Below are 24,320 nucleotides of genomic sequence, written 5' to 3' on the forward strand. Positions count from 1 at the left end.
CTCGAAAACCCGCCAGTCGCCCTTAACTAAACTGTATTGAGTTAACAGGCATTTATTGTCAAAATAAAAGCACAACAATGTTGTGCTTTTGTAGATTATTTGTATTCAGTTTATTCTGATAATCGGAGAGTTTCTTAATTAGTCCAGTTTAGCGCTATAAGCACTAAAACCATAAGCCAGAGTTTCTTTTAAATTACCTGATGGCTTAAGACTTCTGTTGATTGCATTAGCAAAAGGTACGGGAATCCCTTTGATAGTTTCCGGCAAAATTGCATATTCTGCTGTTGGCTCAACAATGTATTGTGGACACTTTGCTTTCATCCCAGCCGTAGCTAACATTTCTTCTATTTCTGCGGCTGAATATTGCTTGAGATAAACTGGATTTCTCACAAATGGATTCAGCCTTCTGATAAAATTATGGATAATGTGAGAAGGACAAGACTTGTTGTGAAAGGAATGATTAAAAACAAAAATTCCACCAGGCTTTAGCACACGAGAGATATCAGCCAATAATTTTCTTAATTGGGCATCTGGGATATGCATAAAGACGCAGTTAGAAATTACCAAATCTATAGAATTATCTTCTAAAGGCAATATTTCAGCAGAAGTGCAAATCAAGTTAAATTCCGCTTCTGGAAAAAAATTGTATTCTTGTTTAACCTTGATTAACCGCCGCAATAAAGGTTCAGAAATATCAATGCCGTAATATTTCTCGCATCTGAGATTTTTCGCTTTCGAGAGATGTAAAGGTGCGCGACCATAACCAGAACCAATTTCTAGAATAGAACCGACAGATTTATTCAACGGAAATTTGTTCCAAGTACCTCCAGGCGTACCAGTTAGCAGAGTGTAATCTTGTTTAATTGGCGAGGCATCTGTAATTTTTTCAATTTTTTGGGAACCATAGTATGTTTTACCAATTGCGTCCCATGTTTTTTTATGTTGAGTATTATTTAATTGTTCATAGTCACTAGGAAAATAAATCCCGTCTCGTAATTCAAAGTCATTCAGACTAAATTTTACATCTGCTAATTGACTCATTATGATTATTCCTCATGAATAGTTAAGTCTGTTTTCTGTTATACTCTCAACTCAGCATTAACCGCAAGGGATTTTTACTGAACTCGATTCCCTAAGCCTATTTTTAAAGTCTATAACTATTTTAAATTCGATGGAATGTACTAATAAAGCGCCTATTGCATCCAAGTGAAAACCGCTATAATAACAACCCGTCGCCTGATTAGAATACAAGCTCGTATACATTAAGTTGATGGACTGCAACAATCGGAGGCTAGAATGGTAGAAGGGTTACAACCAAAACGGGTGGTAGTTGTAGGTGCTGGTTGGGCTGGTTTAGGAGCAACCTACCATTTGGCAAAACAAGGTTATGATGTGACACTTCTCGAAGCAGGCCCTTATCCTGGTGGATTGGTGGCAGGTTGGCAAACAGCAGCCGGAAAATCTGTTGAAGCTGGCATTCACGGCTTCTGGTATCCTTACAGAAATATTTTTTCTTTAATTAATGAATTAGAAATTAATCCTTTTACTACTTGGACTCGTTCTTCGCAATATTCGCCAGCAGGTTTAGAAGTTGAATCACCAATTTTTCAAGACTTACCGCGACTTCCCTCACCACTAGGAACTTTTCTCTACACTCAGTTTAAACGGCTGCCACTAATTGATCGTCTGAGCGCTCTACCTTTACTTTATGCTGTCGTTGATTTTGATAATTCTGATGCAGCTTGGCGACGCTATGACTTTGTAACTGCACGTGAATTGTTCAAAGACTTTAACGTTTCCGCACGACTTTACCGCGAGGCTTTTGAACCGATGTTATTAGTTGGCTTATTTGCCCCTGGTGAACAGTGTTCAGCCGCCGCAACTTTAGGGATGCTTTACTTTTTTATTCTGGCTCATCAACCCGATTTTGATGTGGTTTGGTGTCGGGGAACTGTCGGAGAAAAGATATTTCGTCCTTGGGTGGAACGTATCGAAAAAGCTGGTGCGCGAGTGTTACCCAAGCATCGAGTTACAGACTTAATTGTTGATAGTAATCAAGTTAAGGGTGTGGTTTGCGGTGATGAAGTAATTGAAGCAGATGCCGTGATTTTCGCAGTTGGAGTCACGGGGATGAAGAAAATTGTCTCAACTAGCCCTAGTTTACAAAGCCGTGAAGAATTCCGTAATTTGAGCAATTTAGGGGCAATAGATGTTTTAGCAACCCGACTATGGTTTGACCGCAAAATTGATATTCCTCGTCCTTCTAATGCTTGTTTTGGATTTGACGCAAGTACAGGTTGGACTTTTTTTGATTTGAATGCTCTACATGATGAATACCGAAATGAACTGGGAACAGTGATTGAAGCTGATTTCTATCACGCGAATCAGTTTCTAGGTTTGAGTGATGAGGAGATTTTAGCAATAGTTCAAGGTTATTTAGCAACTTGTGTGCCAGCGTTTCGAGAGGCAAAGATAATTGATAGCAGTGTAATTCGGCTACCTCAAGCGGTGACTCACTTTGCACCTGGTAGCTATCGTTATATGTTGCCCGCGAAAACAAGTTTTGAGAATGTGTTTATGAGTGGCGATTGGATTGTGAACCGTCATGGTTCCTGGTCGCAGGAAAAGGCCTATGTTACTGGTTTAGAGGCGGCAAATTTGGTGGTGTCTTATTTGGGAGAAGGTCAGCCATCTGAGATTTTAGCTGTAGAAGAGGATGAAGTGCATATCCAAGTTGCGCGATCGCTCAACCAAACTTTGCGTAACTTGGGCAAATCTATCCTACCTAATTTTTGGCTACCGTAATTTGCATACCGAATTTATGTATATTTCTCGCAAATCTAGTTAATTATCAATTGTAATCTAAATTGGGTAAGCTAAAGAAAGCGATCGCGATACTATCCTTATAATGTAAATCAAATCAATAATGTAAATCAAATCACATCAGCTTATGGAGCCAGACTCTTTACCTACCGAGGTGATTCTGACTCACCCGCGTGAGTCCCTCGGTAGGGTGCAACTTGATTGGACACCCCAACCCGGTAACTATCTTGATTTTCAAGGTAAAACCTACGCGGTTTTAGAACGCCGCCATCGATACCAACTTCAAGCTGGGCGCTACCGCCTGCATAATATTGCCATTTATGTCCAATCTGCTAAACGACCATCTGAGAAAAGTTTGGTAGCAGGACGTTGGGTAATCGGTGATGCAACCTGCTGCTACAATGCTCATTCAGAACTCATTCGCTGTGCAGTCAACCCAGATGGCCCTTGCGAATCTTGCCGTTTTTATGAAAAATTAGAAGCGATTTAATTTTGGATTTTAGATTTTAGATTTTGGATTTCGGTGTGAGCGCTACTTCGACCCTTCTCTAAGAGACGCTGCGCGAACGGCAAGAGAAAGGGCAAGCAAGCTCATTACAATTCAGTCAAATACTTTTTCCTTCAATCCAAAATCCAAAATCCAAAATCCAAAATCCAAAATCCAAAATCTAAAATTGGCAACCCCTCAGCTTCCCGCACCAAAAACTTCTCCCACAGTTAAGCGGGTACCATTAACAAAATCCCATCCCGACTGGGGACGTTTACCGGCTAGCTGAACTTCTCGCAACAGCAACAATCCTTCCCCAGTTTGGACGATCGCACCAATTCCTTTGATAATGCTAACTACAACTCCCGGTTTGTCTAATGTGTTTGACAAATCAGGCAATTTATGCAGTAATTCTTGTAGTTCTGGTGGTAGATTGCGTTCGCCTATTGAACCAAGGGGAGCAGAAGCGGTGATTTTCAACAAATTGTTACGAAAGGTAGCCGTGCAGTTAGGGTAAAAGCCTCTAATTTGATTGTGTAATTGCATCGCACTTTTTGACCAATCCAAAGCATAGTCTGGTTTTTGAATCAGAGGCGCATAAGTAGCAGCTAAATTATCTTGGGGAATTGGTTGAATTTCTTGACGTTCCAACTTCAACAGAGTCTTCACCAATAAATCTCCACCAATCGCCGCTAGTCTTTCGGCTAAATCTTGGGCATTATCTAGTAATCCAATGGGTGTAGTGGCGATTTGGAGCATTGCGCCGGTATCCATCCCGACATCCATTAACATAGTCGTGATCCCCGTTTCGCTTTCACCGTTATACAAACACCACTGAATCGGCGCTGCACCGCGATATTTGGGTAAAATCGAGCCATGCACATTAATGCAGGCCAATTTTGGCATCTTCAAGATTTTTGCCGATAAAATCTGTCCATAAGCGACAACAACAAACACATCTGCATCTAATTCTTTGAGTTTGGTTAAAGTTTCAGTGTCTTTTTTGACTCGTTCGGGTTGCCATACTGGTAAATTGTGAGCAGTTGCGATCGCTTTTACTGGTGTTGGCGTTAGTTTATTTCCGCGTTCCCGACGTTTATCTGGTTGGGTAACAACTGCCAGCACCTCAAATTCTGAATGATTCAATAACTTTTCCAATGTGGGTACAGCAAACTGAGGTGTACCAAAAAATACAATTTTCATTAATATATTAGTTGTTAGTCATTAGTTAATCGTAAGTGCGCCCCTCACAACTGACAACATTTAAGTTGTATTTTGAAACAGAAATCACTCAGATAGCATCTAATAGGCTAATGTATTCTAGACGGCAGTTGCAAAATACAATTGATTCTCTGTAAATAATATTGGCTGTTTGGTGGTACAATATTTTCGTATTCATGAAACCAAAGCCTGCTTGATTAACTTAATAGTTAAGTTTGTAAGTGTAAGAGCTAGTATCAACTGCATCTGCCTCTAGTGAACCTAATCACTTAGTGGTTTTTCGTCGCGAGTCGCTAGAGCATCTACCGTGTAACTTTTGTTGTGTTCCCCGTCGTCTTCCCGAAATTGGCTTGAAATACAGTTGCGTTTCCAAAAAACTATTGCGTCTTCTAGCTATTTTTGTAGTTTAGATAGCAATTTATAACTTTGGGTTGCTGACAGCAATATCTTCTGAGTATGATGTATTATGCGTCTTCTTTCCCAGGTTTTTAATTAACGCCTCACGTGTACCATCTTGAGGGTTACGCTGCTATATTTAGTGTGTAACTTGCTTATTTGCTGTGTACTAGCGATCGCTAGTATGATCCCCAGATGCTAAGTTATCTCACTCTTAGTTGCAAGCGTCATTCTCCAAACTCTACCCGAAATATCCTTTAACCAATACCTATTTTTGGTGTGGTTGGGTATAGCAATCTTATATATCGTGTAGTAATTACTGAGTTCTCAGCATATTTACTATACTCGCATATTTTTGCCAAAAAACATTCAGTACCTTAGGAAGAAAAGGTGTAGACAATGATACTTAATTTTTGTAAACCTCTACAAACTTTGAAGCAATTATCTAGTCAAAGTTTTTAGTTTCTTGTTATACATATAACTACCGCCTGCCCCATTGCTACATAGGTATTGCTTCTCACATAGCAACCGCCCCCTCTAGAGAGTCTACAAATGCTTAAACCCCTTTTGCTGTCAGGATGGTTCCGCGCCCAACCATTTCTCAATTACGTTGTCGTTGTCATATTGATTGCACCCTTACTAGGGGCATCGACTCACTCGAACCCAGTAAGATCCGAAGTAGCTAAACTAACTTCGATAGCTGGAGAGTCTGACTCTGTATTAAAGGAAATAGCTGTAGTTGGGGAACCTGAGATAGCTGAAACATTATTAAAAACAGATCAAATCGACTCATTAATAGAAGAAGACTTTGACTCTGCACCAACAGAAAGTAGTGCTGTTCAGCAATCGCAAGTATTACTAGCAGATAAAACTGAGTCTTTGGATCAATTAGATAGTGCTGTGTCAAGTAGCGATGTAACTATTCCCGATTCTTTGGCAGCCGTTGAACTCGCACCATCAACAGATGTTTCTGTTAGTCAACTTAATTTAATACGAAAACTCAAAGCTGCTAATGTCAAGTCTTTGAGGGGACAAGAAAATTCTCCCTCTAGAACAAAGTCTTTGACAGCAACTCAAGTAGCACCACCTATTAGAGAATCACAACCAACCACAACGACAGAAATACCTGTTGCAGAACCAGTTGATGAGTCCCAAGCAGAACAAATAGATCCCATCGGTAGTCCTCATCCGATTCCTTGGAAATGGATTACAGCAACTCAAGAGGCTATTGGTTCCAAGGGTGGTTCTGGAGTGCGTCATTATCGCAGCGTACCCGTGATTTCTCCAGATGGTAAATATGCTGTTTATAGTCGGGTACAACTGGAGGTAAAACCCCAAATGTACAACAGCCGTGTCACCAGTGTTCTGTTTGTTCAAGATATGCAAACTAAGAAATTGTGGGTGATGGCTTCAACGACTCCAATTAGCGATCCTTTGTTAAAGGTAAAGGCTGTAAAGACAGAATCTTCAGAAGAAACTGATCCGAGCGGTAAAATTGGGGTATTAGTTCCAGTTAGTTGGTCAGAAAAAGGCGATCGCTTCTTAGCACGTAAGTTTGAAGGTATATTTAACACAGGTGATTCTACAGATAGTGCAGTGATTTGGGATCGGCAAAAAAATCACGCTAATATAGTTGCTCCTGTTAACGAGGAAGAACAACATGATAAAGTTGCCGTCTTGTTAGGCTGGAGTAAAAGTCAACCGGATCAGGTGTTGTTCCGTGCAGGAGAGTTGGGTGAGGATAACTGGCCATTAGTGCAAGTTACTAATGATGGCAAGACTGTCACGACAACAGACAACGATCAGCCGATTACTTTCGGTAAAAAGGTGACAGAAATTTGGGCAGGGCCACAAGTCGCCTACCGATAGATTATAAAAAATCCTATATACTCCCGTTGTTATCACTGCTGACAACGGGATTTTTTTGGCGTTGTATAAAATATTGATGATTCTTGTGGGGTGGGCATCAATACTTGTCGGGTTTTGGGGAAAAGGGCAAGGGGAAAGAAAAAACCTTTAACCTTTACCCTTTAACCTTTTCCCCAAAGCTAATTCCAAGTTGAAATGCAAAACCCGAGCAGTATTGGGGTGGGCATTGGCCGAGATGCATGTAATTTCCGGCAAGATGGACTCTTAACCCTTATCCTGTGTGGATTTGAAAAATTGCTATATTAGAGTCAAAAAAGCCGTTATTTACAACGGAAAATCAAGCCTTTTCAGTTCATTTTGCAGGTTTTAGGTCATATCTCGGCTCAATATCTATCTAAGTCAGATGAAGATAGTTTTTGACTTGGCAAATGATAATATGTCGCAGAAAGTTGTGCCACCATCGCTGCACGAGATGACACCTCAAGCTTACGGAACATTCGCTTCAAAGCCTGCTTGACAGAATTTTCAGTAATCCAAAGTTCAGCCCCAATTTCTGCGTTAGTTCGTCCTAACGCAACCAACGCAGAAATTTGCAACTCACGAGACGTTAAACGATTGATTTTAAACGGTTGATGCTGCGCTTCTTGTGGAGTTGCACTTTGCGTTAATCGCATGGTTGTAGCCCAAACCGATAAGTGCAAGCAGATGGCGCTCAAATCAGCTAGATTTTGGGTATTAAAGGCAGGCATCGACTTTTCACGAGTACAGCCCACGACACCTACTAATTGACCACGATCAATAATCGGTCCTGCCATCACATGCCAATGATCGGGACGAGGACAAATGATTGCCCAAGCCTTTGGTGATGTTACCAATCCTTCATGAACCGGAGTATGACGCTCCGCTATATAACGCGCCACCGGATTATGCTCGATCGAAAGTGCAACGTTCAATATTTTCTGAACATTGCGATTGGCTAAGGGCAGTTGGTCGAAGAAGAAAATCCCCGATCGCTTGGCTGCAAAATATTCACCAATTTTTGGTACGGTTTGCGATCGCAACTCGCGTTCATGTTTTACCTGGTTAATGGCTTCAAATAAAAGCTGCAAGGAAAGCGTCACGTCGCTTCGCTCCGAATTCAAAATTTAAAATTAATGATCCCATAAATAAATTTAGTTGCTCTGTATCGTGAGTCGTTTTCGATCATCTGACGAAAAGAGTACTCGTTCGAGGACTGGGCGAGGTCGGTTGCCACTTCTAGTATAAGGATAGATTTCGTAGCAACTGTCATCAAGAGATTGATTTATGACTAACTTACAAAAGCACATTATTGGCTTGGTACTTTATCCTGGTATGACGGCACTTGATATTGTGGGACCCCAGACAGTTTTTAGTTCACTTCCTGGTGTCCACATCCACCGCATCTGGAAAGCGTTAGACCCGATCAAAACCGATGACGGAATGATGATTTTGCCTGATACCACCTTTGAGAATTGCCCGTCCTTGGACGTGATCTGTGTCGGTGGGGGTTTAGGACAGAGTGCAGTTGTAGATGATCCAGAAGTGCTTGAGTTTTTCCAGAAACAGGGAGGCACAGCAAAGTTCATCACCTCTGTGTGCGGGGGGTCTGAGTTTTTAGCGAAGGCAGGACTGCTACAAGGCTATCGAGCGGCTACTCACTGGATGGCACGTGAACAACTCGCAAGGTTGGGCGTTGAGGTCGGAACGGAGCGAGTTGTGATTGACCGAAATCGTATGACTGGTGGGGGGGTTACGGCAGGCATTGATTTTGGTCTAACGATTGCTGAAGTGCTTTGTGGTGAGGAAGCTGCCAAGATCGCTCAACTATTAATGGAGTACGATCCAGCCCCTCCATTCGATGTCGGTTCACCCGAAAAAGCGGGGGCTGAATTAGTCAACAAAGCGATGTCATATGCTGCGGCGACATTTGCTTTAGAGGTAAAATAGGCAGTCTGATATGACCACAAATTTAGAAATTAAGCGTGTTCCCACACGTTGGATACAAATCGGTTTTTATACGACTTCAATTGTCTTTAACCTCTGCTTGATTGCTCAGTTATTAACGGTTGGGGTTGCCTACTTCAACGATCCTACCTGGTGGACTATTCATGTTTGGCTGGTGCGAGGGTACAGTGGACTATCCTTTCTATTACTGGGAGGGTCGTTCATCGCCCCATTCTCAGACAGAATCCGATTTCTGTCCGTTAGCTTACCTGTCCTGCTTGGACTTCAATTTGCCAGCATTCATCTCAAGAGTCCGCTCCACCTAGAGATTCTCCATCCTCTGATTGGATTCATGTTGCTCTATGTTTCTTCAAGCCTTGTCCATCGTGTAAGTAAGTCGGCATAATAAAACCAAACTGTGTGAAGAAAAGTAAACAAGGCTCAAACCCTTTCTCACCCTGCTCCCTGCTCCCTGCCCCCTGCCCCCTGCCTTATCCCAACAATAATTATTTACGCCGACTTACTTAGCGCGCACGTTATTACCTACCCACTATCAGACTGAGTAAATTTGAGGGGTAGAAAGGATGACTTTGTTGTAAAAACTACTTCAGGATAAAGGGGTCAAATGAGCAATCGTGGTGACTAAGCCGTTCTGTCACCACAATTACTACGAGAACGCCGTTGAATAGATAATCTTGCAGAAACTTAACTATAAACTCCAATAAAAATTATCGAATCTCGATTAAAACTATAAAGATTTATTTATCACCTCTTTCCCACTCAGGTATGGCACCTTTCACCCGACGGATGGGTAAATTGGCAATTAAAGCTGTGGTTCGTTGGTTGCTTTCTAAGGAGAACTCCAAGCCCTCTGTCTCAATTTCGACATAGCGACAGACGACATCTAGGATTTCTTTTCGCATTTTTTCCAACGTTTGAGGATCTAAGTCAGCGCGATCGTGAGCAATCACCAATTGCAGGCGACGTTTAACTTGAGTTCGACTGCTATCGGGGCCGCGAGAAAAAAGTTTTTCTAGAAGTTCAATCATTACGAATAGGTCTGGGGCGGAGACTAGAAAAGGAAGTTAAACAATCTTTGTCCACAACAACCTTCGTAGACGGGCGAAGATGCTGTCTTGGGATGGGTCAATCTCCAGAAATTCGACACTTTCCCCTTCTAATCTACGAGCAATGTTCTCAAAGGCTGTGGCAGCTAAAGAGGGATTTTCCGCTAAAACTAAGGGTTCGCCGCGATTGGTAGATACAATAACACGCTCGTCGTCAGGGATTACCCCGATCAGGGGAATGGCGAGAAGTTCCTGAACATCTTGCACTGACATCATATCATTTGCCTGCACCATTGCGGGTCTGATGCGGTTAATTATTAAATGAACACGCTTGATACCTTGTGCTTCTAGTAACCCCACTACCCGATCGGCATCACGAACTGAAGAAATTTCTGGTGTGCTGACAACTAGCGCTTCTTTGGCCGGGCCGATCGCATTTTTAAACCCATTTTCAATCCCGGCAGGGCTATCAATAATTACATACTGATATTTTTGTGCTAGTGCATTCACCAATAACTTCATCTGTTCAGGTGTGACTGCATCTTTCGAGCGATTTTGGGCTGCCGGCAGGAGTACGAGATTGGGTTGGCGCTTATCTTTCACCAAGGCTTGTTCTAGGCGGCACTCTCTGGCTAAGACTTCCACCGCAGTATAAACGATGCGGTTTTCCAGCCCTAGCAGCAAATCCAAATTTCTCAGACCAAAATCTGCATCAACCAAGGCAACTTGACGCCCCATTTTGGCTAAAGCCATGCCCAAATTTGCTGAAACTGTGGTTTTACCCACTCCTCCTTTACCGGAGGTAATCACAATAATGCGAGTCATGATAGAAATGCGGTCAATGAGGGTTCAGGAAATATAAAACAGTAAATTGCAGTATAAAGTATGAAGTATCGTATCAAGTATGAAGAAATATCTGTTCTCCCTGATGAGGGCGAGGCATGAATATTTGTTTTATTTCATCCTTACTTATATACTTCATTCTTTAAGTAAATATTTATGGCTCTTGATTGCTCTTGGTGAATTGGTTTCGGGAAAAATCAGTAGCCCTAGCGATGCGAATTCCTTGCGGCGTAATATGTGCCACCTCTGGAGAAAACTGCATTGGTGGTTTTTCTGGTGCCCTTGCTACGGCATCTGCAATCCGCAGTTGGGTTGGTTCCATTTGCAAGGCCATAATCAGACACTCACGATTGCCTCCAGCCCCAGCATGAGCAATTCCACGTAGGCGACCCCAGATAATAATATCTCCATCTGCAATTACAATACCACCTGGGTTTAAATCTCCCAAGAGAATTACTGTCCCAGGATGACGAATTTCTACTCCAGAGCGGACTGTCATTTCCAAGTAGAGGGCATCTTCTTGGGGGATGGCTGTAGCCGCTGGTTCGGAACTCAGGGAAGTTACGGGTTGTAATTGTTCTACAGAATACCCAGATGTGACAGCAGCGATCGCAGTTTGCCGACGACTCGTCGAGACAGATATGAGTCGCAGTTGGACTTCACTTAAAGCTTCGGCAAGTTCTTGGAGTTGTCTGGCATCTACTAAACGGTCTTGTGCCATTAGATGCACAGGTGTATTAGATATACGGAAGCGATCGCCTGCACTCAGACGTTGCCTGATTTGTTGCCAGATATCAGACCAAGTGAGTTCTGAGGCAGATGCTTGAGATTCTGGAGGCAAAATTAATAACAGTCGTCCCTCCTTACTCTTTAACTGGACTTGAGTATTATCATTTACGCGATGCCCTGGTAATGCTAACTCATTGGGATTTAAATCAGTAAGAATAAAATCTGATGCCGCATCAGGATTTGACTCTACATCTGGTTGAGAGGGATTTGACTCTACATCTGGTTGAGAAGGATTTGACTCTATATCCCCAGGTACAGTATTTGATTTTAAATAAAGGAGGACAGATTTTAACTCAGCATCCGGGAGGATAGAATCTGACTCTACATCAGAAACAGTAGGATTTCTCTCTGCCTCAGAAAGGATAGAGTTTGCTTCTGCATTAGGAAGTGCAGAATTTGACTTGAGATTGGGAATCGCAGAATCAGAAGTCATGGAGTACTAGCCAAAAGACAAAGGATACACAGATTTTAAATTTTGGGTCGCACCTTTGGTGCGCTTCCAGCGCAACTTGGATTTTGGATTTGTATTGCGTAGCAAGATATTAGTCTGGTGTGAACCAAAAGATTATTTAATCTAAAATCTCAAATCTCAAATTGGCAAGGTCAATCTCTGATAAACTGTCGCCAACGCCTCAGCATCACCGACATTACCTGGAAAAAGCACCACAGGTAAATCAGGAAATTGGGGATGATCGGATGACGTTAACACCATTGAACAACCAGCTAAAATTTGACCGAGTAAACGGGCTGAAGTTAAAGCTAGTCCAGTACTCAAGACATCGTTTGAAGTAATACCACCTTTGCTGATTAAGAATCCTATATCAGATGGTAAACCGCGCACAATATCCATCAATAGACCTGAAACTTTTTCTCCAAACTCCAATCGTGTCTTGACATCTTTAAAATTTAGTTCTTGACGGCTAGTATAAACCACTGGTGTTTTGCCAGCTTCGTGTGCTAACCGTGTACTTTCTTGAATTTCAGTTAGCAATGCCGTAGATTGATTGGCATCATCAAGTAATCGCGCTACATTGACTTCGATTCCCACCGTTCCTTCTACTTGTAACAGCGCCTCTAATTGCTGAGTAGTCTTTTTCACATGGGAACCAACAATCACCGCACCCGGTTTGCCTTGGCGCACGTACTGCGCCATGTTTTCGGCGGCAATGGGTTGGGGTGGTAAAGCAGCTAAAGCCGTTAAAATACTGGCTGCACTGCGAAATAAAAAGCGTTTACCTTGACTGGCGGCTGCTAATATATCTACTGCAAAGCGATTGAGATCGGCTTGAGTTTCACCATCGACGACAGCGCACTGATTACCATGAATTTGTAACAATCGTGACAAACTACCAGCGCGAATATCAGCTAGGAGAAACCTTTCTACAGCTTCGGCACGAATTCGTCCTTGAGTCTTTTCTTCAACATACTTGGGTAAGTAACTGTGATGGTAGCTGAAGACTGAATCACGGGCAAACTCAGTTTCATGGACTGGGGTGGGGACACCGCCGATAATTAGGTAATGCACGCTATCACGGGTGATGCGTCCCCCCTCAAAAAATGCTGGTACGAGAAAATGAGCATCAAAAGGGCCGAGTTCTTGGGCGATCGCATCAGTTTCAATCGGGTAATGTCCCCGCAAAGTAGAATCAGAACGGCTGACAATGAGAAAATCGTCAATTCCTTCAGCATTCAAAGCGATTTTTAGGTTCTGGCAGACTTCTTTGGTGACAGATGTAGCTGACTCTGGCGTTAGCGATCTAGTATTAGTCAGCACAAAGAAAATCGGCGAATCATCCTGCAACCCGCTACGTAAAGTGTCCACATCCCAGTGCATTAGCAGCAAGCAGCTATGGACTGTTTGAGAACCTGTAGGGTCATCATCCAGGACAATTATTTTGGGTTTGTTGCTCATTTAAGTCAACGGGGCGATTGTTTTCTCGGAAATTCATCTACAGAGATAATCTCTACTCAGCCTTTCTGCAATTTTCTGATTTCTGCTTGCACATCGATCGCAATTTGCAATGATTGATTTAGCAGTTGAGCATATTCGCCTGCTTGACTACTAACTTGCAAAGCTTGCAGACTGGCTAAATTATTCACAAATAATTCTTGATTATTAGCAAGCAATTTTTTATTATCTCGCAAAATTCGTTCCGTTTTCAAAGCGCGGACTAAATCTTCTCTAATTAGTTGCAAGGCGGCGGTGACTTTATCTCGGTCATGGATGCTGCTTTCGACGTTTCCTGATGCTGCCAATTGGTCATTAATATCTATAGCAGCAACCAGGTCATGATATTTATCAACTTCATCTAAAAGTATTGTCAGTCCTTCAGGACAGGTTAATTGTCGCCACAGCCATCGCCCCACTAATATCGGCATTGGCACTAAAATTAGTAAAAGAATTCCGAATTTAATTGAAGAACCAATTGTTGGCAAAATAATAAACGCGTAAATAAAACCAACAATTATTGGCGTTAGCGCCAGCGTCACCAACATTTCATTGAGCAAAAACCCTAATCGCTTTTTGCTATCTCGCAGAACAGAAGGTCTAAAAACGTCTTCTGGATCGAACCCAGTTAAACGTCTCAGTTCTCCCTTACTAATTTCCAAGCCTATTAAGTCCGGCTGCACGGCTGCATACTCCTATGGAAACCCTAGTTGCGTATTCATTTTAATCGGGTTTACCATACTCAGTGCTGTTAGCGGTAGCGGGGCGTTTAACCCGTGCTGAGTTCTGAGTGTTGAAGTAAGAAGAGGAGTACTCGGTACTTTCGCACTTGGGTTTTTGCCCTGCCCGCAAGTGGCGTGGAATTTTTTCTATGGAGTTGGTTGATACCCCGCCCCTTCTGGGCGGTCTAACACTCATCACCGAAACAGTGCTGAGTAAAAAAAGTAATAATCGCACTCAGAACTCAGCACTCCTGAATCAGCACTCTTCATCGTGATGATTGTGGTTATATTCAGGAAACCAGTTTTCATCTAAGATTTGTTCTAAAGAAGCAATGGGTATAAGAGGAAATATGTCAATGGCAAGTTGAGAGCGATCGCTAGCTTCTGTCCTTGCATCTTGATAACATTCGTCAAATATTTCTAAAATGTAAGATTTTAAGCTAGGACTATCTTTAAGGGCTTTTTTAATCTCTCTGCGAAAAGTCCTGATTTCTCCTTTCCAATGTCCTTGATTACGTTCTCGTTCTTCATCCCAACACTTGAGTTTTAGTAGATGTTCAAGAAGCTTAATTAATAAACTTTCAATTGTTCGCTTCTCTCTTCTACCCATCGTTTCTAATTCTTCTAACAAATTATCTAAATCAACAGTAGAAAACTGTCCAGCACGAAGTTGGTTTATAGTTGTCCTCAGCCAGAGGTAATAATCTTCGTAGTATAAAGTTTGAGTTGCTGATTGGATTATTGGTTTTACCATAGACTAGCCGAACTCCTACTATTTTTTTAATTTAGCCAGATCGACTTAGGGTAAATGCCAACTCAGTGTGACTCGCAATTGTCCATCAGGCAAAGCTAACATTTCCTATGCACCATCTGGAAGCCCCTAATTGAGCGAGTCAATGGAAAAGGCGATTCTCTGGAGGAGACGGTATGCGATCGCAGTCAATTCATCAACGAAGCTCGTTTCTAAAAGACGCGATTAATCGCGTCTCTACTTCTTTGGCTCAGAATTTAGTATAATTACTGATTAATTTGGCTAAATCTGGTACTGCTTCTTCTACGTGCTTTTTGGCGGAACCGCGAAGTTTTTCATAGGTTCCTCGCACGATTGGGCGCTTTGCGCTCTTGACTCTTGCATCGGTGACACCCAGTAGCGCGTCTGCCGTATCAGAGCGATTCACACTCAGATATTCAATTGGGTCGCCTTTCTCTATGCCTTTACTCCAGATAGGATCAAGTGCTGTAAAGCATTGCGGCAATATCTGCTCAACTACATAGGGGATGTACCCTGGTTTAATCCCCTTTAAAGCAGCAAAGGCAGTTTTCAAAGCGATGCCGCTCATGCCTGACTTGGATGCAAGCTGTCCTTCAATCATGTTGCAACAGTCCTCTATGACCATAGCCTTTTTGGTCGGATTCAAAAGTCCGTCGCTAAGTCCCATTTCACTCTTCCTTATCTAAGTACTTAATTCTATTCGACTAATTCTTTTAGCAAGCAGGAAATTACAGAAAATGGTATCAGAGTTAGAGGGTCTTATGGATACAAGCCAGGGGGCAGGGAGTAGGGGCAGGGGGCAAGAGTTATTTCTCCTTCATCTCCATAACTCACTACCCACTACTCACTACTAAAAGTTAGGTTATCCCATCTTGCTGAGACCTGAGTTGTGCTTCTGTTTGACTTGAGCTTGCGGGTAGAGCTTCATGTCTCGATCCCGAAGCTCCATTTGGAGAACCTGGAGGGTTTGAGCCTCCCGATCGCTTCCGAGAAAATATAGCCTGAGCCAAGCTCTTAACCAAAATATACAGAATTGGCACTAAGAACAAACTCAAGAACGTCGAAAGCATCAGCCCCCCAAAGAGCGCTGTTCCTAAAGACCAACGGCTGCTGGCTCCGGCCCCTTGAGAAATCACCAAGGGTAAAAATCCTAACAGCGCTGCAAAGGAAGTCATTAAAATCGGTCGCAGACGTTCTTCCCCCGCTTTCACTGCTGCCCTTGTGTAGCTCATGCCCTGCTCATGCAGTTGATTGGCAAATTCCACGACTAAAATCGCGTTCTTGGCGGCTAGACCAATCAAAGTTACCAGACCTACCTGGCAATAGATATCATCTACTACCTTTGGAAAGAGGCTACCTGCCATGAAAATATTGGAACGTAACCAAATCGCTGTCATCGCTCCCAAGACTGCCAAAGGAACTGTCAGCAAAATAATGATCGGGTCAACGTAGCTTTCATACTGAGCCGCTAGCACCAGAAAGACAATAACGAAGGCGAAGGCGAAAATCAAGCCAGTAGATCCCCCAGATGTCTTTTCCTGGAGATAAGTCCCTGTCCACTCATAACCAAACCCTTGAGGTAAGACCTCTGCTGCTAGTTTCTCCATCGCTTGAATCGCCTGTCCAGAACTAGCACCGGGAGCAGGAGCGCCCTGTACCTTGATTGACCTGTACAAGTTGTAATGGGAAATGGTTTTTGGCCCCACAAAGGGAGTAATTTTCACCAGATTGCTTAACGGAATCATCGCCCCAGTTGCAGAGCGAACATACAGCTTGCCAATATCCTCTGGATTAGAGCGGAAAACCCCATCTGCTTGGACATATACTCGATACTGTCGCTGTCCCTGCACAAAGTCATTCACATATTGCGATCCCAAATAACTTTGCAGTGCCCCAAATATGGCGTTGAGTTGGACATTGAGAGCTTTGGCTTGGTTGCGGTTCACTTGGATGTCAAATTGGGGAGTATCTGCGGTGAACTGAGTGAAGACTCGTTGTAAAGCAGGGTTTTTATTTGCTGCCCCAATGAACTTTTGAGCAGTATCAAGCAGAGTTTGAATCGGCGCACTTCCGGTTTTATCTTGAATGATAAACTCGAAACCACCCGTAGTACTTAACCCTCTAACCGGAGGAGCATTCACAGCGATCGCTCTAGCATCTGTAATTGCAGAGAGCTTTTTGTTCATCCTCTGAAGTATTCCATAGACAGACTCAGATTCTTTAGGTCTCTCTTTCCAGGGTTTCAGATTAGCAAAGGCAATGCCTAAATTAGAAGCATTGCCATCGAAACCAAAACCACTGATCATAAAACTAGCTTGAACTTCGGGAAGCGATGTTACTTCCTTGACAACCCGATCCATAACAGATTCGGTGTATTTTAGAGAAACCCCATCAGGCCCCTGGACAACTACAAAGAAGTAACCCTGATCTTCCTCTGGAATAAATCCAGTCGGTACTGCTTTGTACATCAAAACCGTTGCTACTAAACCAGTGATAAAAACCCCAATTACAATTGGCTTGACATGGGTAAGGTAGCTAACAAACCCGACATAGCGGCGCGTAAACCAACTAAATCCCCGATTAAACAGGGTAAAAAACCATCCCAAAGGGCCGCGTTGAGTCTGAGCCGGGCGCATGAGGATGGCTGCCATACTCGGAGAGAAAGTTAAAGCATTGAAGGTCGAAATGGCAATAGAGCAAGCAACAGTTAACCCAAATTGTTTGTAGACAATCCCAGTTGTGCCCGGAATAAATGTAACTGGAATGAATACTGCCATGAGTACAAGTGAGGTGGCAATGACTGCCCCAGTCAACTCTTTCATGGCTTCCATCGCAGCCTCCAAGGGCTTCAAGCCCTTCTCCAGTTTGACTGCAACTGCCTCCACCACAATAATCGCATCATCCACAACCAGACCGATCGCGAGGACGAAACCAAATAAGGTCAGTGTATTAATCTGAAATCCTAGAACCAAAAGAGCCGCACACGTCCCAACCAGGGAAACGGGGATCGCCACAGTGGGAATGATCGTGGTACGCCAGTCTTGCAAAAAGACAAAAATTACCAAGACCACCAGGATAATCGCTTCAACCAGAGTTTGTAGAACTTCTTCTAAAGAAATTTCTACAAATGGAGTGGTATCAAATGCCACCTGTCCTTTTAGTCCAGGTGGAAAACTCTTCTCTAGTATTTTGATCTGGTTTTCAACAGCATGGGCAACTTTTAGGGCATTACTGCCGGGAAGTTGATATATCCCCAAACCTACAGCTGGCTTGGGAGTACTTCCTGGGATGGTGAATTTGGCATCAGCAAGATAGCTCTCTGCTCCCAGTTCAACTCGACCGACATCTCTGACCTTAACTAGGGTGCTATTAGGAGTGCTGGTACTATTAGTACTATTAGTGGTGTTATTAGTAGTCCCATTAGTGCCACTTTGACTTACCTTCAGTACCATATCCTCAAATTCAGCCGCATCTTTAAATCGGCTGGTTGCCCGTAAAGCAAATTCAAAACTTTGATTATCTGGTGCTGGTTCCTTACCAATTGCCCCTGCACCCACCTGAATATTTTGTTCTTGCAGAGCAGTTGTAACATCTTGGGGAGTTAGTTGATGTTGGGCAAGCTTGTTGGGATCGAGCCAAAGGCGCATGGCATATTTGCGTTCTCCAAAAATTGTGGCTTTTCCTACACCAGGAAGCCGTTTGATCTGATCGAGAATATACAGATCGACATAGTTACTGATAAAAAGGTTGTCATACTCATTATTCTCTGAGTAAAACCCGTAGACCAGAAGGAGACTGCTTGATGCTGTTTCAACGGTGACACCTGTTTGTTGAACAACATTTGGCAATTGAGGTGAAGCAAGCCCTTCTTTATTTTGAACGTTTACTTGAGCAATATCGCTATTGACATTAGTCGGGAAGGAGACAGTGATATTGCTGGAACCATCATTACCCGTATTAGAAGATATATAGGATACATCTTTAACACCATTAATTTGTCGCTCAATGATGTTGGTGACGGTACTTTCTGTTGTTTGAGCATCTGCACCAGTATTGTTAGAACTAACGGTGATTTGCACCGGAGCGAGGTCTGGTAGCTGAGAAATGGGAAGAATCGGAATACAGATGCTTCCCAGCAGCAAAATGATAAACGTGCAGACCGTCGTCAGTACTGGACGTCTGATGAAGGTATTGACAAACATAAATCAAGGAATAAAGGAAAAGTTTAAGACTGGTTAGTAAGGTAGTAGCTTTTTATTAATATAAGAATTTATTAAGGTTTAGTGTTGGCGATCGCACAAAATTGGTAATTGTAGTATTGGTATAATACACAGAACCCCAAGGAGTTAAAGCTATTCTTTAACTCTTTGGGGTTCTTTAGGAATGAAAGATAATTTACCGAAGATGATATCAGGAGTCACACATAGTTGCTTGAGATCAACTCTGCCAAAAGAGTGCTGAGTACTGAGTGATGGAGATGAAAGAGATATAACTCCTGCTCCCTGCTCCCTGCCTCCTGCCCCCTTCCCTTCACCGCTTTTGCTTGGAATTGGCAGCAAAGGGTATTTCTAAAGATTTATGAAAATCTTGCTGAACTTTGCGAGTTAAACGACGGGAGACTTGACGGACGATTTGATTCAGTAAGCGATCGCCTGTAGATTGAACTATAGACTTGGGTAATCGCTGAATAAACCGGGGAAAGTGAAGATAAACTATCAAATCTAATTCCCATTCAACCCTTGTAACCTCACCAATACTAGTAGGAACATCGGTTTTAACTAACTGTAGAGATGCCCGATAGTCTACGTCATAGCCAGGTGGTTGGTAGTCAGGAATAGGGATTGTACGGATGCGGTAAATACCCTCCTCAGGAGGCAGCAATTCCAAACCAATTTTCGGTTCTACTTCATAACCAAAAGAACCAAAACGACCAATCACTAAAGCATAGCCATTTTCCCCAAGTGATTGTACCTTCATGGGTTCAGCGCAGCGCGAAAACCATGAAGAGTGGGCGTTGAGATACTCAGCAACCTTCTCGACTGGGGCAGCCATTTCCATACAATCTTGATAACGACCGTAAAATTTTGTGAGCGTCGCTACATTTGTTTCTGTTAAAGTGTCCTTGGTTTCTTCTGGGGTGGACACTACAGGTAAAACTGCTTCTGTTATTTCCCAGGATTTATATTCGCCTTTTCTTGAAAGCATAAATGCATTACTGTATATTTTGGCGTTGGTCTATATTAATAATTCCCCACACACCTGGGTCATTTCGCATTCAGATCCAATTTTGACCGAAACCTCATTAATCTACCATCAACTCCATAGAATTACTAAAATAAAGAACTGAACAAGCACACAATAGTTTCCCAGGATAGCATTTCTCATGAAAGCATTTGTAGCAGGGGCAACAGGTGAAACAGGTCGCCGGATTGTGCAAGAATTGATCGCCCGGAACATTCCCGTCATCGCTCTAGTGCGGGATATAGAAAAAGCTAGGGGTATTCTGTCTCCTGAAGCCGAATTGATAGTAGGTGACGTGTTACAACCAGAAAGCTTAACTGCTGCATTGGGAGATAGCACAGTTTTGTTAGTTGCCACTGGAGCAAAACCAAGCTTTGACCCCACTGGCCCCTATAAAGTAGACTTTGAAGGGACTAAAAATTTAGTAGATGCTGCAAAAACAAAGGGAATTGAGCATTTTGTCTTAGTTTCTTCTTTGTGTACTTCCCAGCTTTTCCATCCACTGAACTTGTTTTGGCTGATTTTGTTATGGAAAAAACAAGCCGAAGAGTATATCCAGAAAAGTGGTCTTACTTATACAATTGTGCGACCTGGTGGGTTGAAGAATGAAGATAACTCCGACCAGATCGTAATGCAGAGCGCAGATACACTGTTTGACGGTAGTATCCCCAGACAGAAAGTCGCCAAAGTTGCTATTGAGGCACTGTTTGAAGCAGATGCACGTAATAAAATTGTCGAAATTGTTGCCAAACCGGAAGCAGCCTCAAAAAGCTTTAAGGAGCTATTTCAACAGTGCTGATATTCCACGGAATTCTATTCCCATCCCCAAAATGAGCGGCTCACATCTTTTCTAGAAAAGGGATTGTCAATTAGCTTATCTAAATTGACCATCCCTTGATTCCACTCCCTAAAGCGATCCCTCCATCCCACACTCAAAATGGTTTAGCAACGCTAAACCCCTACACTCATCACAATATAAAGGCGATCACATATCTCTAATAATAGAGATGCGACCGTATAGATTAATGGCTAAATTAGGCCCAAAGTTTGATAATCGTGTCTTCACCAAGTCGAAAATCAGCGATCGCAGCCAGATCAGAGCTTCCGCTTAGAGCATAATAAGTATTGTTGGCATCACCAAGAATAAAGCGATCGCTTCCTAAACCACCCAGCAAATCATCTCGCTCAAGAAGACCAGAACCATAGGCATCTAAAACGTCGTTACCACTGTTGCCATTGAGGCTGTTATTAAAGCTGTCGCCAGTAAGAATATCGTTTCCACGACTACCAATTACTGTTTCAATGCTTATTACAGTCTCAGTCAGGGTAGAGTTGCCAGGAAAACTTACAATTCCAGTACGAAGATTTAGGGTAATTCCTTCATTGTAGAAGTCATAGCTTACTGTATCTTTACCATTAGATCTGTCGGGAAATAAAGCAATAAATCCTTGGAAGCCTTAATCTATAAGGCTTCCAAGCAACTTTACCATAAATACCTATAGTTCCTGTGTCGCAAGGTTTTCAGCGATTTTTCTCGCTATTTCCCGACAGGTCTATTACCACCATCTAGAAAGTCAAACCCAAAGCCTCCATCTAGAACATCATCGCCATCTCCACCTCGGATGATGTCATCACCATTTCCACTGCTTGAGTTGGGTTAGTTTGGTTTTGCCATGCGTTGATTAGCGTCTCACCTGCTAATGTTAAAAGTCTCTGGGAATTTAAGCCTGTCAAATCTGCTGGTAATAAATTTACCGAATTATTTAAATATTGTAAGGAATTGCCCAAGTTTTGCAAAGAAGAATCAATGTGATTTTCTGAAGTTTCAAACATACTTAATTGGTTAAAAAGATTAAGCCATGACAATCAATTCTCAATATTTAATTAGTATCAAACACCATGAAAATACCGTTATTAGCTATAAAATTACACAGAAATACTTTCCCATGATTATTTCAAAGGAATAGTGGTGCAGAGATAAGTTTTTTGCTGATATCTGGTAATTTAGCTAGAATAAAGCTGAGTAAATAATCAATCATAATTACTCATGCAAATTAAACTAGCTATAAGGTTTGACTCTAAACTTTATTCAGTCAGGTGTGTGTAAAATTAAATTTGCCAAGTAGTTACTAAATACATCATGACAATTTGTGCTTAAGCGCGACTATGACGTGATTACCTAAATTTTTATAAATTTATGTTGAAGTATATACAGGTAAAAGTTTTGGGAGTGCGACTCGAAAATCACACGATTTAAGCAAGGAAGCGATTTCTTACCGGAAGTAGGGTACTACAAGAAGCGATTGAGCTTATACTTAGTCGGAAATTTTGAGAGTATCTCGCTTGCTATACTTATTTATGAGCTTTTTTCTTAATTCCTAAAAAGCAGGAGCAAATCGGGAATAATAACTAACAATCAGGTGTGAACTTTGTCAGAATGAGTTCGTCGATGATTTTTGTTAGTAAAGAGAGCGAATTTGAAGGAGTCACACTCTGAAAGGCTTTGAATTCAAAGGTGTTGAAAAACTTATTGGCCCAATAGCCGCGCTTCTCGGCTTTGTATATTTGTTGCAATGGTATATTGGAGACTTGCGATCGCCTTCCGATCCCATCTTTGAAAATAAACAGCCGCCTTTGGTCATGAAACAGGGCGACCCCTATATCCGCGCCTTAATGCGAACCATCTCGGCGAGTGAGGCTAGTGGGAACCGTCCCTATTCGCTGTTATACGGTGGACAGCAAGTCAACGACCTCAGCCGACATCCTGAGATATGCGTCACAATTGTCACAGGCCCCAACACAGGTAATTGTTCTACTGCTGCTGGCAGATATCAAATTATCAACGTTACTTGGTATCGTTTAGCCCCCCGTTATCACCCAAAACCAATGCAGATGATGTTTTGGACTGCTTATAGTTTTGAAGCGGAATATCAAGATGTAGTAGTTTACCGTTGGTTAAGTGATTCTAAAGTTTGGGGAGTTGATATTTCTCAACTATTGCGCCAGGGAAAGTTAAATGATGTTTTGCGGCGACTATCTCCCACTTGGACAAGTCTGGGATATGGGTTAGAAACTAATTCTGTTAGTAGTTCTTTGCCTAAGGTTTATCAGAAAATGTTGCAAGAGGAATTAACGGCAGTAAAGCAACCAACTCCCCCAAATTTGACACCATCTCCAACTACTTCTAGCAAAGCAGTAAAGAAGCAGTGAAATTATTGTAATTTTTAACTTACTCTGGACAAAAAACTTTTGACATTTTCCACAAAGACTAGAGGATTTTCAAAGTGAATATTATGCCCAGTACTACTAATTATTTTTATCTGGGCTAATTTACATAGTTTAGCCATTTCTGTATTAATAGATATAAATTTTTTATCATATTCACCAGTTAATAAAAGTATGGGAATTTTATTATTTTTTAGATTTTCCCATAAAGAAGGTTGGCATCCAGTACCCATAAAACATAGTGATTTAGCTAATTCCTGTGGATTATTCTGCAACCGACTTTCTATCATGCGATCGTATTTTGGATGATTTTTTATGTAACCAAAAATCGGCTGATCGTACCATTTTGATAGAAAAGCTGCAAGATCCCTTTTTTTAAGGCTTATTGTTAATTTTTTCGCTATTTGCTGATCAAGCTTAATGCGTTCTAATCGTTCTGCTTCTGTTGGTAAACCTGGGGAAGCTGACTCTAAGACAACTTTATGAAAACGTTCGGGAAAATGCAAGGCAAGGTACAAAGCTAATCTTCCACCCATTGAATAACCAACTAAAAAGCATTTGGCAATTTTTAACTCATCTAATAAGTTAATTAAAGCATGAGCGGTATTTGGCATTGTATAGTATTCCTCCTCGCCAAAAAGTTGGGTTTTACCATGTCCAGGGAGGTCAAGGGTTAAATAAGAAAATTCATTAGATAGTAATTTTATGGCTTCATCAAATTCATCTATGTTACCCATGAAGCCGTGCAGAAAAAGAATGAGTGGTTTGTCTGGGTTGCTAATTAAAGAATAGTAAAATTGATAATTTTCTCTGACCATAGCTAGCGAAAAACTATCGTTGTTGCATAGCATATTTTCTGATGAAAGGGGTAAATATCACGATGCACTTATTCAATTTTGATGTATCGCTGTTAGTGCATCATGAATTTTGGGAATGTATTTCACATTAATTT

23 protein-coding genes are annotated in these 24,320 nt (G+C 42.0%); 7 read left to right on the forward strand and 16 right to left on the reverse strand.

Annotated features, from left to right (window positions below; all coding sequences use genetic code 11):
* Positions 1-138 precede the first annotated feature (138 nt).
* Positions 139-1,041 (reverse strand): class I SAM-dependent methyltransferase, encoded by a 903-nt coding sequence (locus FD723_RS20930; RefSeq protein ID WP_179067066.1) that lies wholly within the window; start codon positions 1,039-1,041, stop codon positions 139-141.
* A 255-nt stretch (positions 1,042-1,296) separates the two neighbouring features.
* On the opposite strand from FD723_RS20930, the gene FD723_RS20935 reads away from it, so the two are divergent.
* The gene (locus tag FD723_RS20935; RefSeq protein WP_179067067.1) at positions 1,297-2,805 is read left to right on the forward strand and encodes an FAD-dependent oxidoreductase; all 1,509 of its coding nucleotides are present in this window, start codon (positions 1,297-1,299) and stop codon (positions 2,803-2,805) included.
* Between the two features lie 145 nt (positions 2,806-2,950).
* A complete protein-coding gene (locus FD723_RS20940; protein WP_179067068.1) occupies positions 2,951-3,313 on the forward strand; it encodes a DUF6464 family protein in 363 nt (120 codons plus the stop codon).
* Positions 3,314-3,508: 195 nt separating this feature from the next.
* Here the strand turns inward: FD723_RS20940 and fmt are convergent, their stop codons facing one another.
* Positions 3,509-4,513, reverse strand: a complete 1,005-nt coding sequence (gene fmt, locus FD723_RS20945) for a methionyl-tRNA formyltransferase (protein ID WP_179067069.1) — start codon at positions 4,511-4,513, stop codon at positions 3,509-3,511.
* A gap of 966 nt (positions 4,514-5,479) precedes the next feature.
* Between fmt and FD723_RS20950 the strand changes: the two genes are divergently transcribed.
* The gene (locus FD723_RS20950) at positions 5,480-6,796 is read left to right on the forward strand and encodes a hypothetical protein (RefSeq protein WP_179067070.1); all 1,317 of its coding nucleotides are present in this window, start codon (positions 5,480-5,482) and stop codon (positions 6,794-6,796) included.
* A gap of 383 nt (positions 6,797-7,179) precedes the next feature.
* Here the strand turns inward: FD723_RS20950 and FD723_RS20955 are convergent, their stop codons facing one another.
* Entirely contained in the window at positions 7,180-7,917 is a 738-nt protein-coding gene (locus tag FD723_RS20955) for a LuxR C-terminal-related transcriptional regulator (RefSeq protein ID WP_179067071.1), read from the reverse strand.
* Positions 7,918-8,167: 250 nt separating this feature from the next.
* Between FD723_RS20955 and FD723_RS20960 the strand changes: the two genes are divergently transcribed.
* Together FD723_RS20960 and FD723_RS42950 are read left to right on the forward strand one after the other, a co-directional pair.
* Entirely contained in the window at positions 8,168-8,764 is a 597-nt protein-coding gene (locus tag FD723_RS20960) for a DJ-1/PfpI family protein (RefSeq protein WP_256874883.1), read from the forward strand.
* A gap of 10 nt (positions 8,765-8,774) precedes the next feature.
* Positions 8,775-9,167: a DUF6220 domain-containing protein gene (locus FD723_RS42950; RefSeq protein ID WP_256874884.1), complete on the forward strand. Its 393-nt coding sequence runs from the start codon at positions 8,775-8,777 to the stop codon at positions 9,165-9,167.
* Between the two features lie 352 nt (positions 9,168-9,519).
* On the opposite strand, the gene minE is transcribed toward FD723_RS42950, so the two are convergent.
* The 9 genes from minE to FD723_RS21005 form a co-directional block, all read right to left on the reverse strand.
* Entirely contained in the window at positions 9,520-9,810 is a 291-nt protein-coding gene (gene minE / locus FD723_RS20965; protein WP_012410010.1) for a cell division topological specificity factor MinE, read from the reverse strand.
* Positions 9,811-9,846: 36 nt separating this feature from the next.
* On the reverse strand, positions 9,847-10,653 hold the full coding sequence (gene minD / locus FD723_RS20970; protein WP_179067073.1) for a septum site-determining protein MinD: 807 nt from the start codon (positions 10,651-10,653) through the stop codon (positions 9,847-9,849).
* A gap of 172 nt (positions 10,654-10,825) precedes the next feature.
* Positions 10,826-11,893, reverse strand: a complete 1,068-nt coding sequence (gene minC, locus FD723_RS20975; protein ID WP_179067074.1) for a septum site-determining protein MinC — start codon at positions 11,891-11,893, stop codon at positions 10,826-10,828.
* Between the two features lie 156 nt (positions 11,894-12,049).
* Positions 12,050-13,372, reverse strand: a complete 1,323-nt coding sequence (locus FD723_RS20980; protein WP_179067075.1) for a four-carbon acid sugar kinase family protein — start codon at positions 13,370-13,372, stop codon at positions 12,050-12,052.
* A 56-nt stretch (positions 13,373-13,428) separates the two neighbouring features.
* Positions 13,429-14,091: a hypothetical protein gene (locus FD723_RS20985; protein ID WP_179067076.1), complete on the reverse strand. Its 663-nt coding sequence runs from the start codon at positions 14,089-14,091 to the stop codon at positions 13,429-13,431.
* Between the two features lie 295 nt (positions 14,092-14,386).
* Complete coding sequence (locus FD723_RS20990) at positions 14,387-14,884, reverse strand: DUF29 domain-containing protein (RefSeq protein WP_179067077.1); 498 nt, start codon at positions 14,882-14,884, stop codon at positions 14,387-14,389.
* Between the two features lie 247 nt (positions 14,885-15,131).
* Positions 15,132-15,569, reverse strand: a complete 438-nt coding sequence (locus tag FD723_RS20995; RefSeq protein WP_179067078.1) for a hypothetical protein — start codon at positions 15,567-15,569, stop codon at positions 15,132-15,134.
* Positions 15,570-15,759: 190 nt separating this feature from the next.
* Positions 15,760-19,104 carry an efflux RND transporter permease subunit gene (locus tag FD723_RS21000; protein ID WP_179067079.1) on the reverse strand — a complete coding sequence of 1,115 codons (3,345 nt, stop codon included), beginning with the start codon at positions 19,102-19,104 and terminating at the stop codon, positions 15,760-15,762.
* Between the two features lie 328 nt (positions 19,105-19,432).
* Positions 19,433-20,107 (reverse strand): DUF1997 domain-containing protein, encoded by a 675-nt coding sequence (locus FD723_RS21005; protein WP_179067080.1) that lies wholly within the window; start codon positions 20,105-20,107, stop codon positions 19,433-19,435.
* 178 nt (positions 20,108-20,285) lie between these two features.
* Between FD723_RS21005 and FD723_RS21010 the strand changes: the two genes are divergently transcribed.
* Positions 20,286-20,942, forward strand: a complete 657-nt coding sequence (locus tag FD723_RS21010) for an NAD(P)H-binding protein (RefSeq protein ID WP_179067081.1) — start codon at positions 20,286-20,288, stop codon at positions 20,940-20,942.
* 235 nt (positions 20,943-21,177) lie between these two features.
* On the opposite strand, the gene FD723_RS44175 is transcribed toward FD723_RS21010, so the two are convergent.
* The 3 genes from FD723_RS44175 to FD723_RS21025 form a co-directional block, all read right to left on the reverse strand.
* Complete coding sequence (locus tag FD723_RS44175) at positions 21,178-21,585, reverse strand: M10 family metallopeptidase C-terminal domain-containing protein (RefSeq protein WP_179069219.1); 408 nt, start codon at positions 21,583-21,585, stop codon at positions 21,178-21,180.
* A 95-nt stretch (positions 21,586-21,680) separates the two neighbouring features.
* Positions 21,681-21,770: a hypothetical protein gene (locus tag FD723_RS44180; RefSeq protein WP_179069220.1), complete on the reverse strand. Its 90-nt coding sequence runs from the start codon at positions 21,768-21,770 to the stop codon at positions 21,681-21,683.
* Complete coding sequence (locus FD723_RS21025) at positions 21,737-21,976, reverse strand: hypothetical protein (protein ID WP_179067082.1); 240 nt, start codon at positions 21,974-21,976, stop codon at positions 21,737-21,739. Before FD723_RS21025 ends, FD723_RS44180 begins: the two co-directional genes overlap by 34 nt.
* 735 nt (positions 21,977-22,711) lie before the next feature.
* Here FD723_RS21025 and FD723_RS21030 point away from each other — a divergent pair.
* Positions 22,712-23,353: a glycoside hydrolase family protein gene (locus FD723_RS21030; protein WP_256874886.1), complete on the forward strand. Its 642-nt coding sequence runs from the start codon at positions 22,712-22,714 to the stop codon at positions 23,351-23,353.
* Positions 23,354-23,367: 14 nt separating this feature from the next.
* Here the strand turns inward: FD723_RS21030 and menH are convergent, their stop codons facing one another.
* Complete coding sequence (gene menH, locus FD723_RS21035) at positions 23,368-24,186, reverse strand: 2-succinyl-6-hydroxy-2,4-cyclohexadiene-1-carboxylate synthase (RefSeq protein ID WP_179067083.1); 819 nt, start codon at positions 24,184-24,186, stop codon at positions 23,368-23,370.
* Positions 24,187-24,320: the final 134 nt, after the last annotated feature.

The sequence above is a fragment of the Nostoc sp. C052 genome (assembly GCF_013393905.1).
GTDB lineage: Bacteria > Cyanobacteriota > Cyanobacteriia > Cyanobacteriales > Nostocaceae > Nostoc.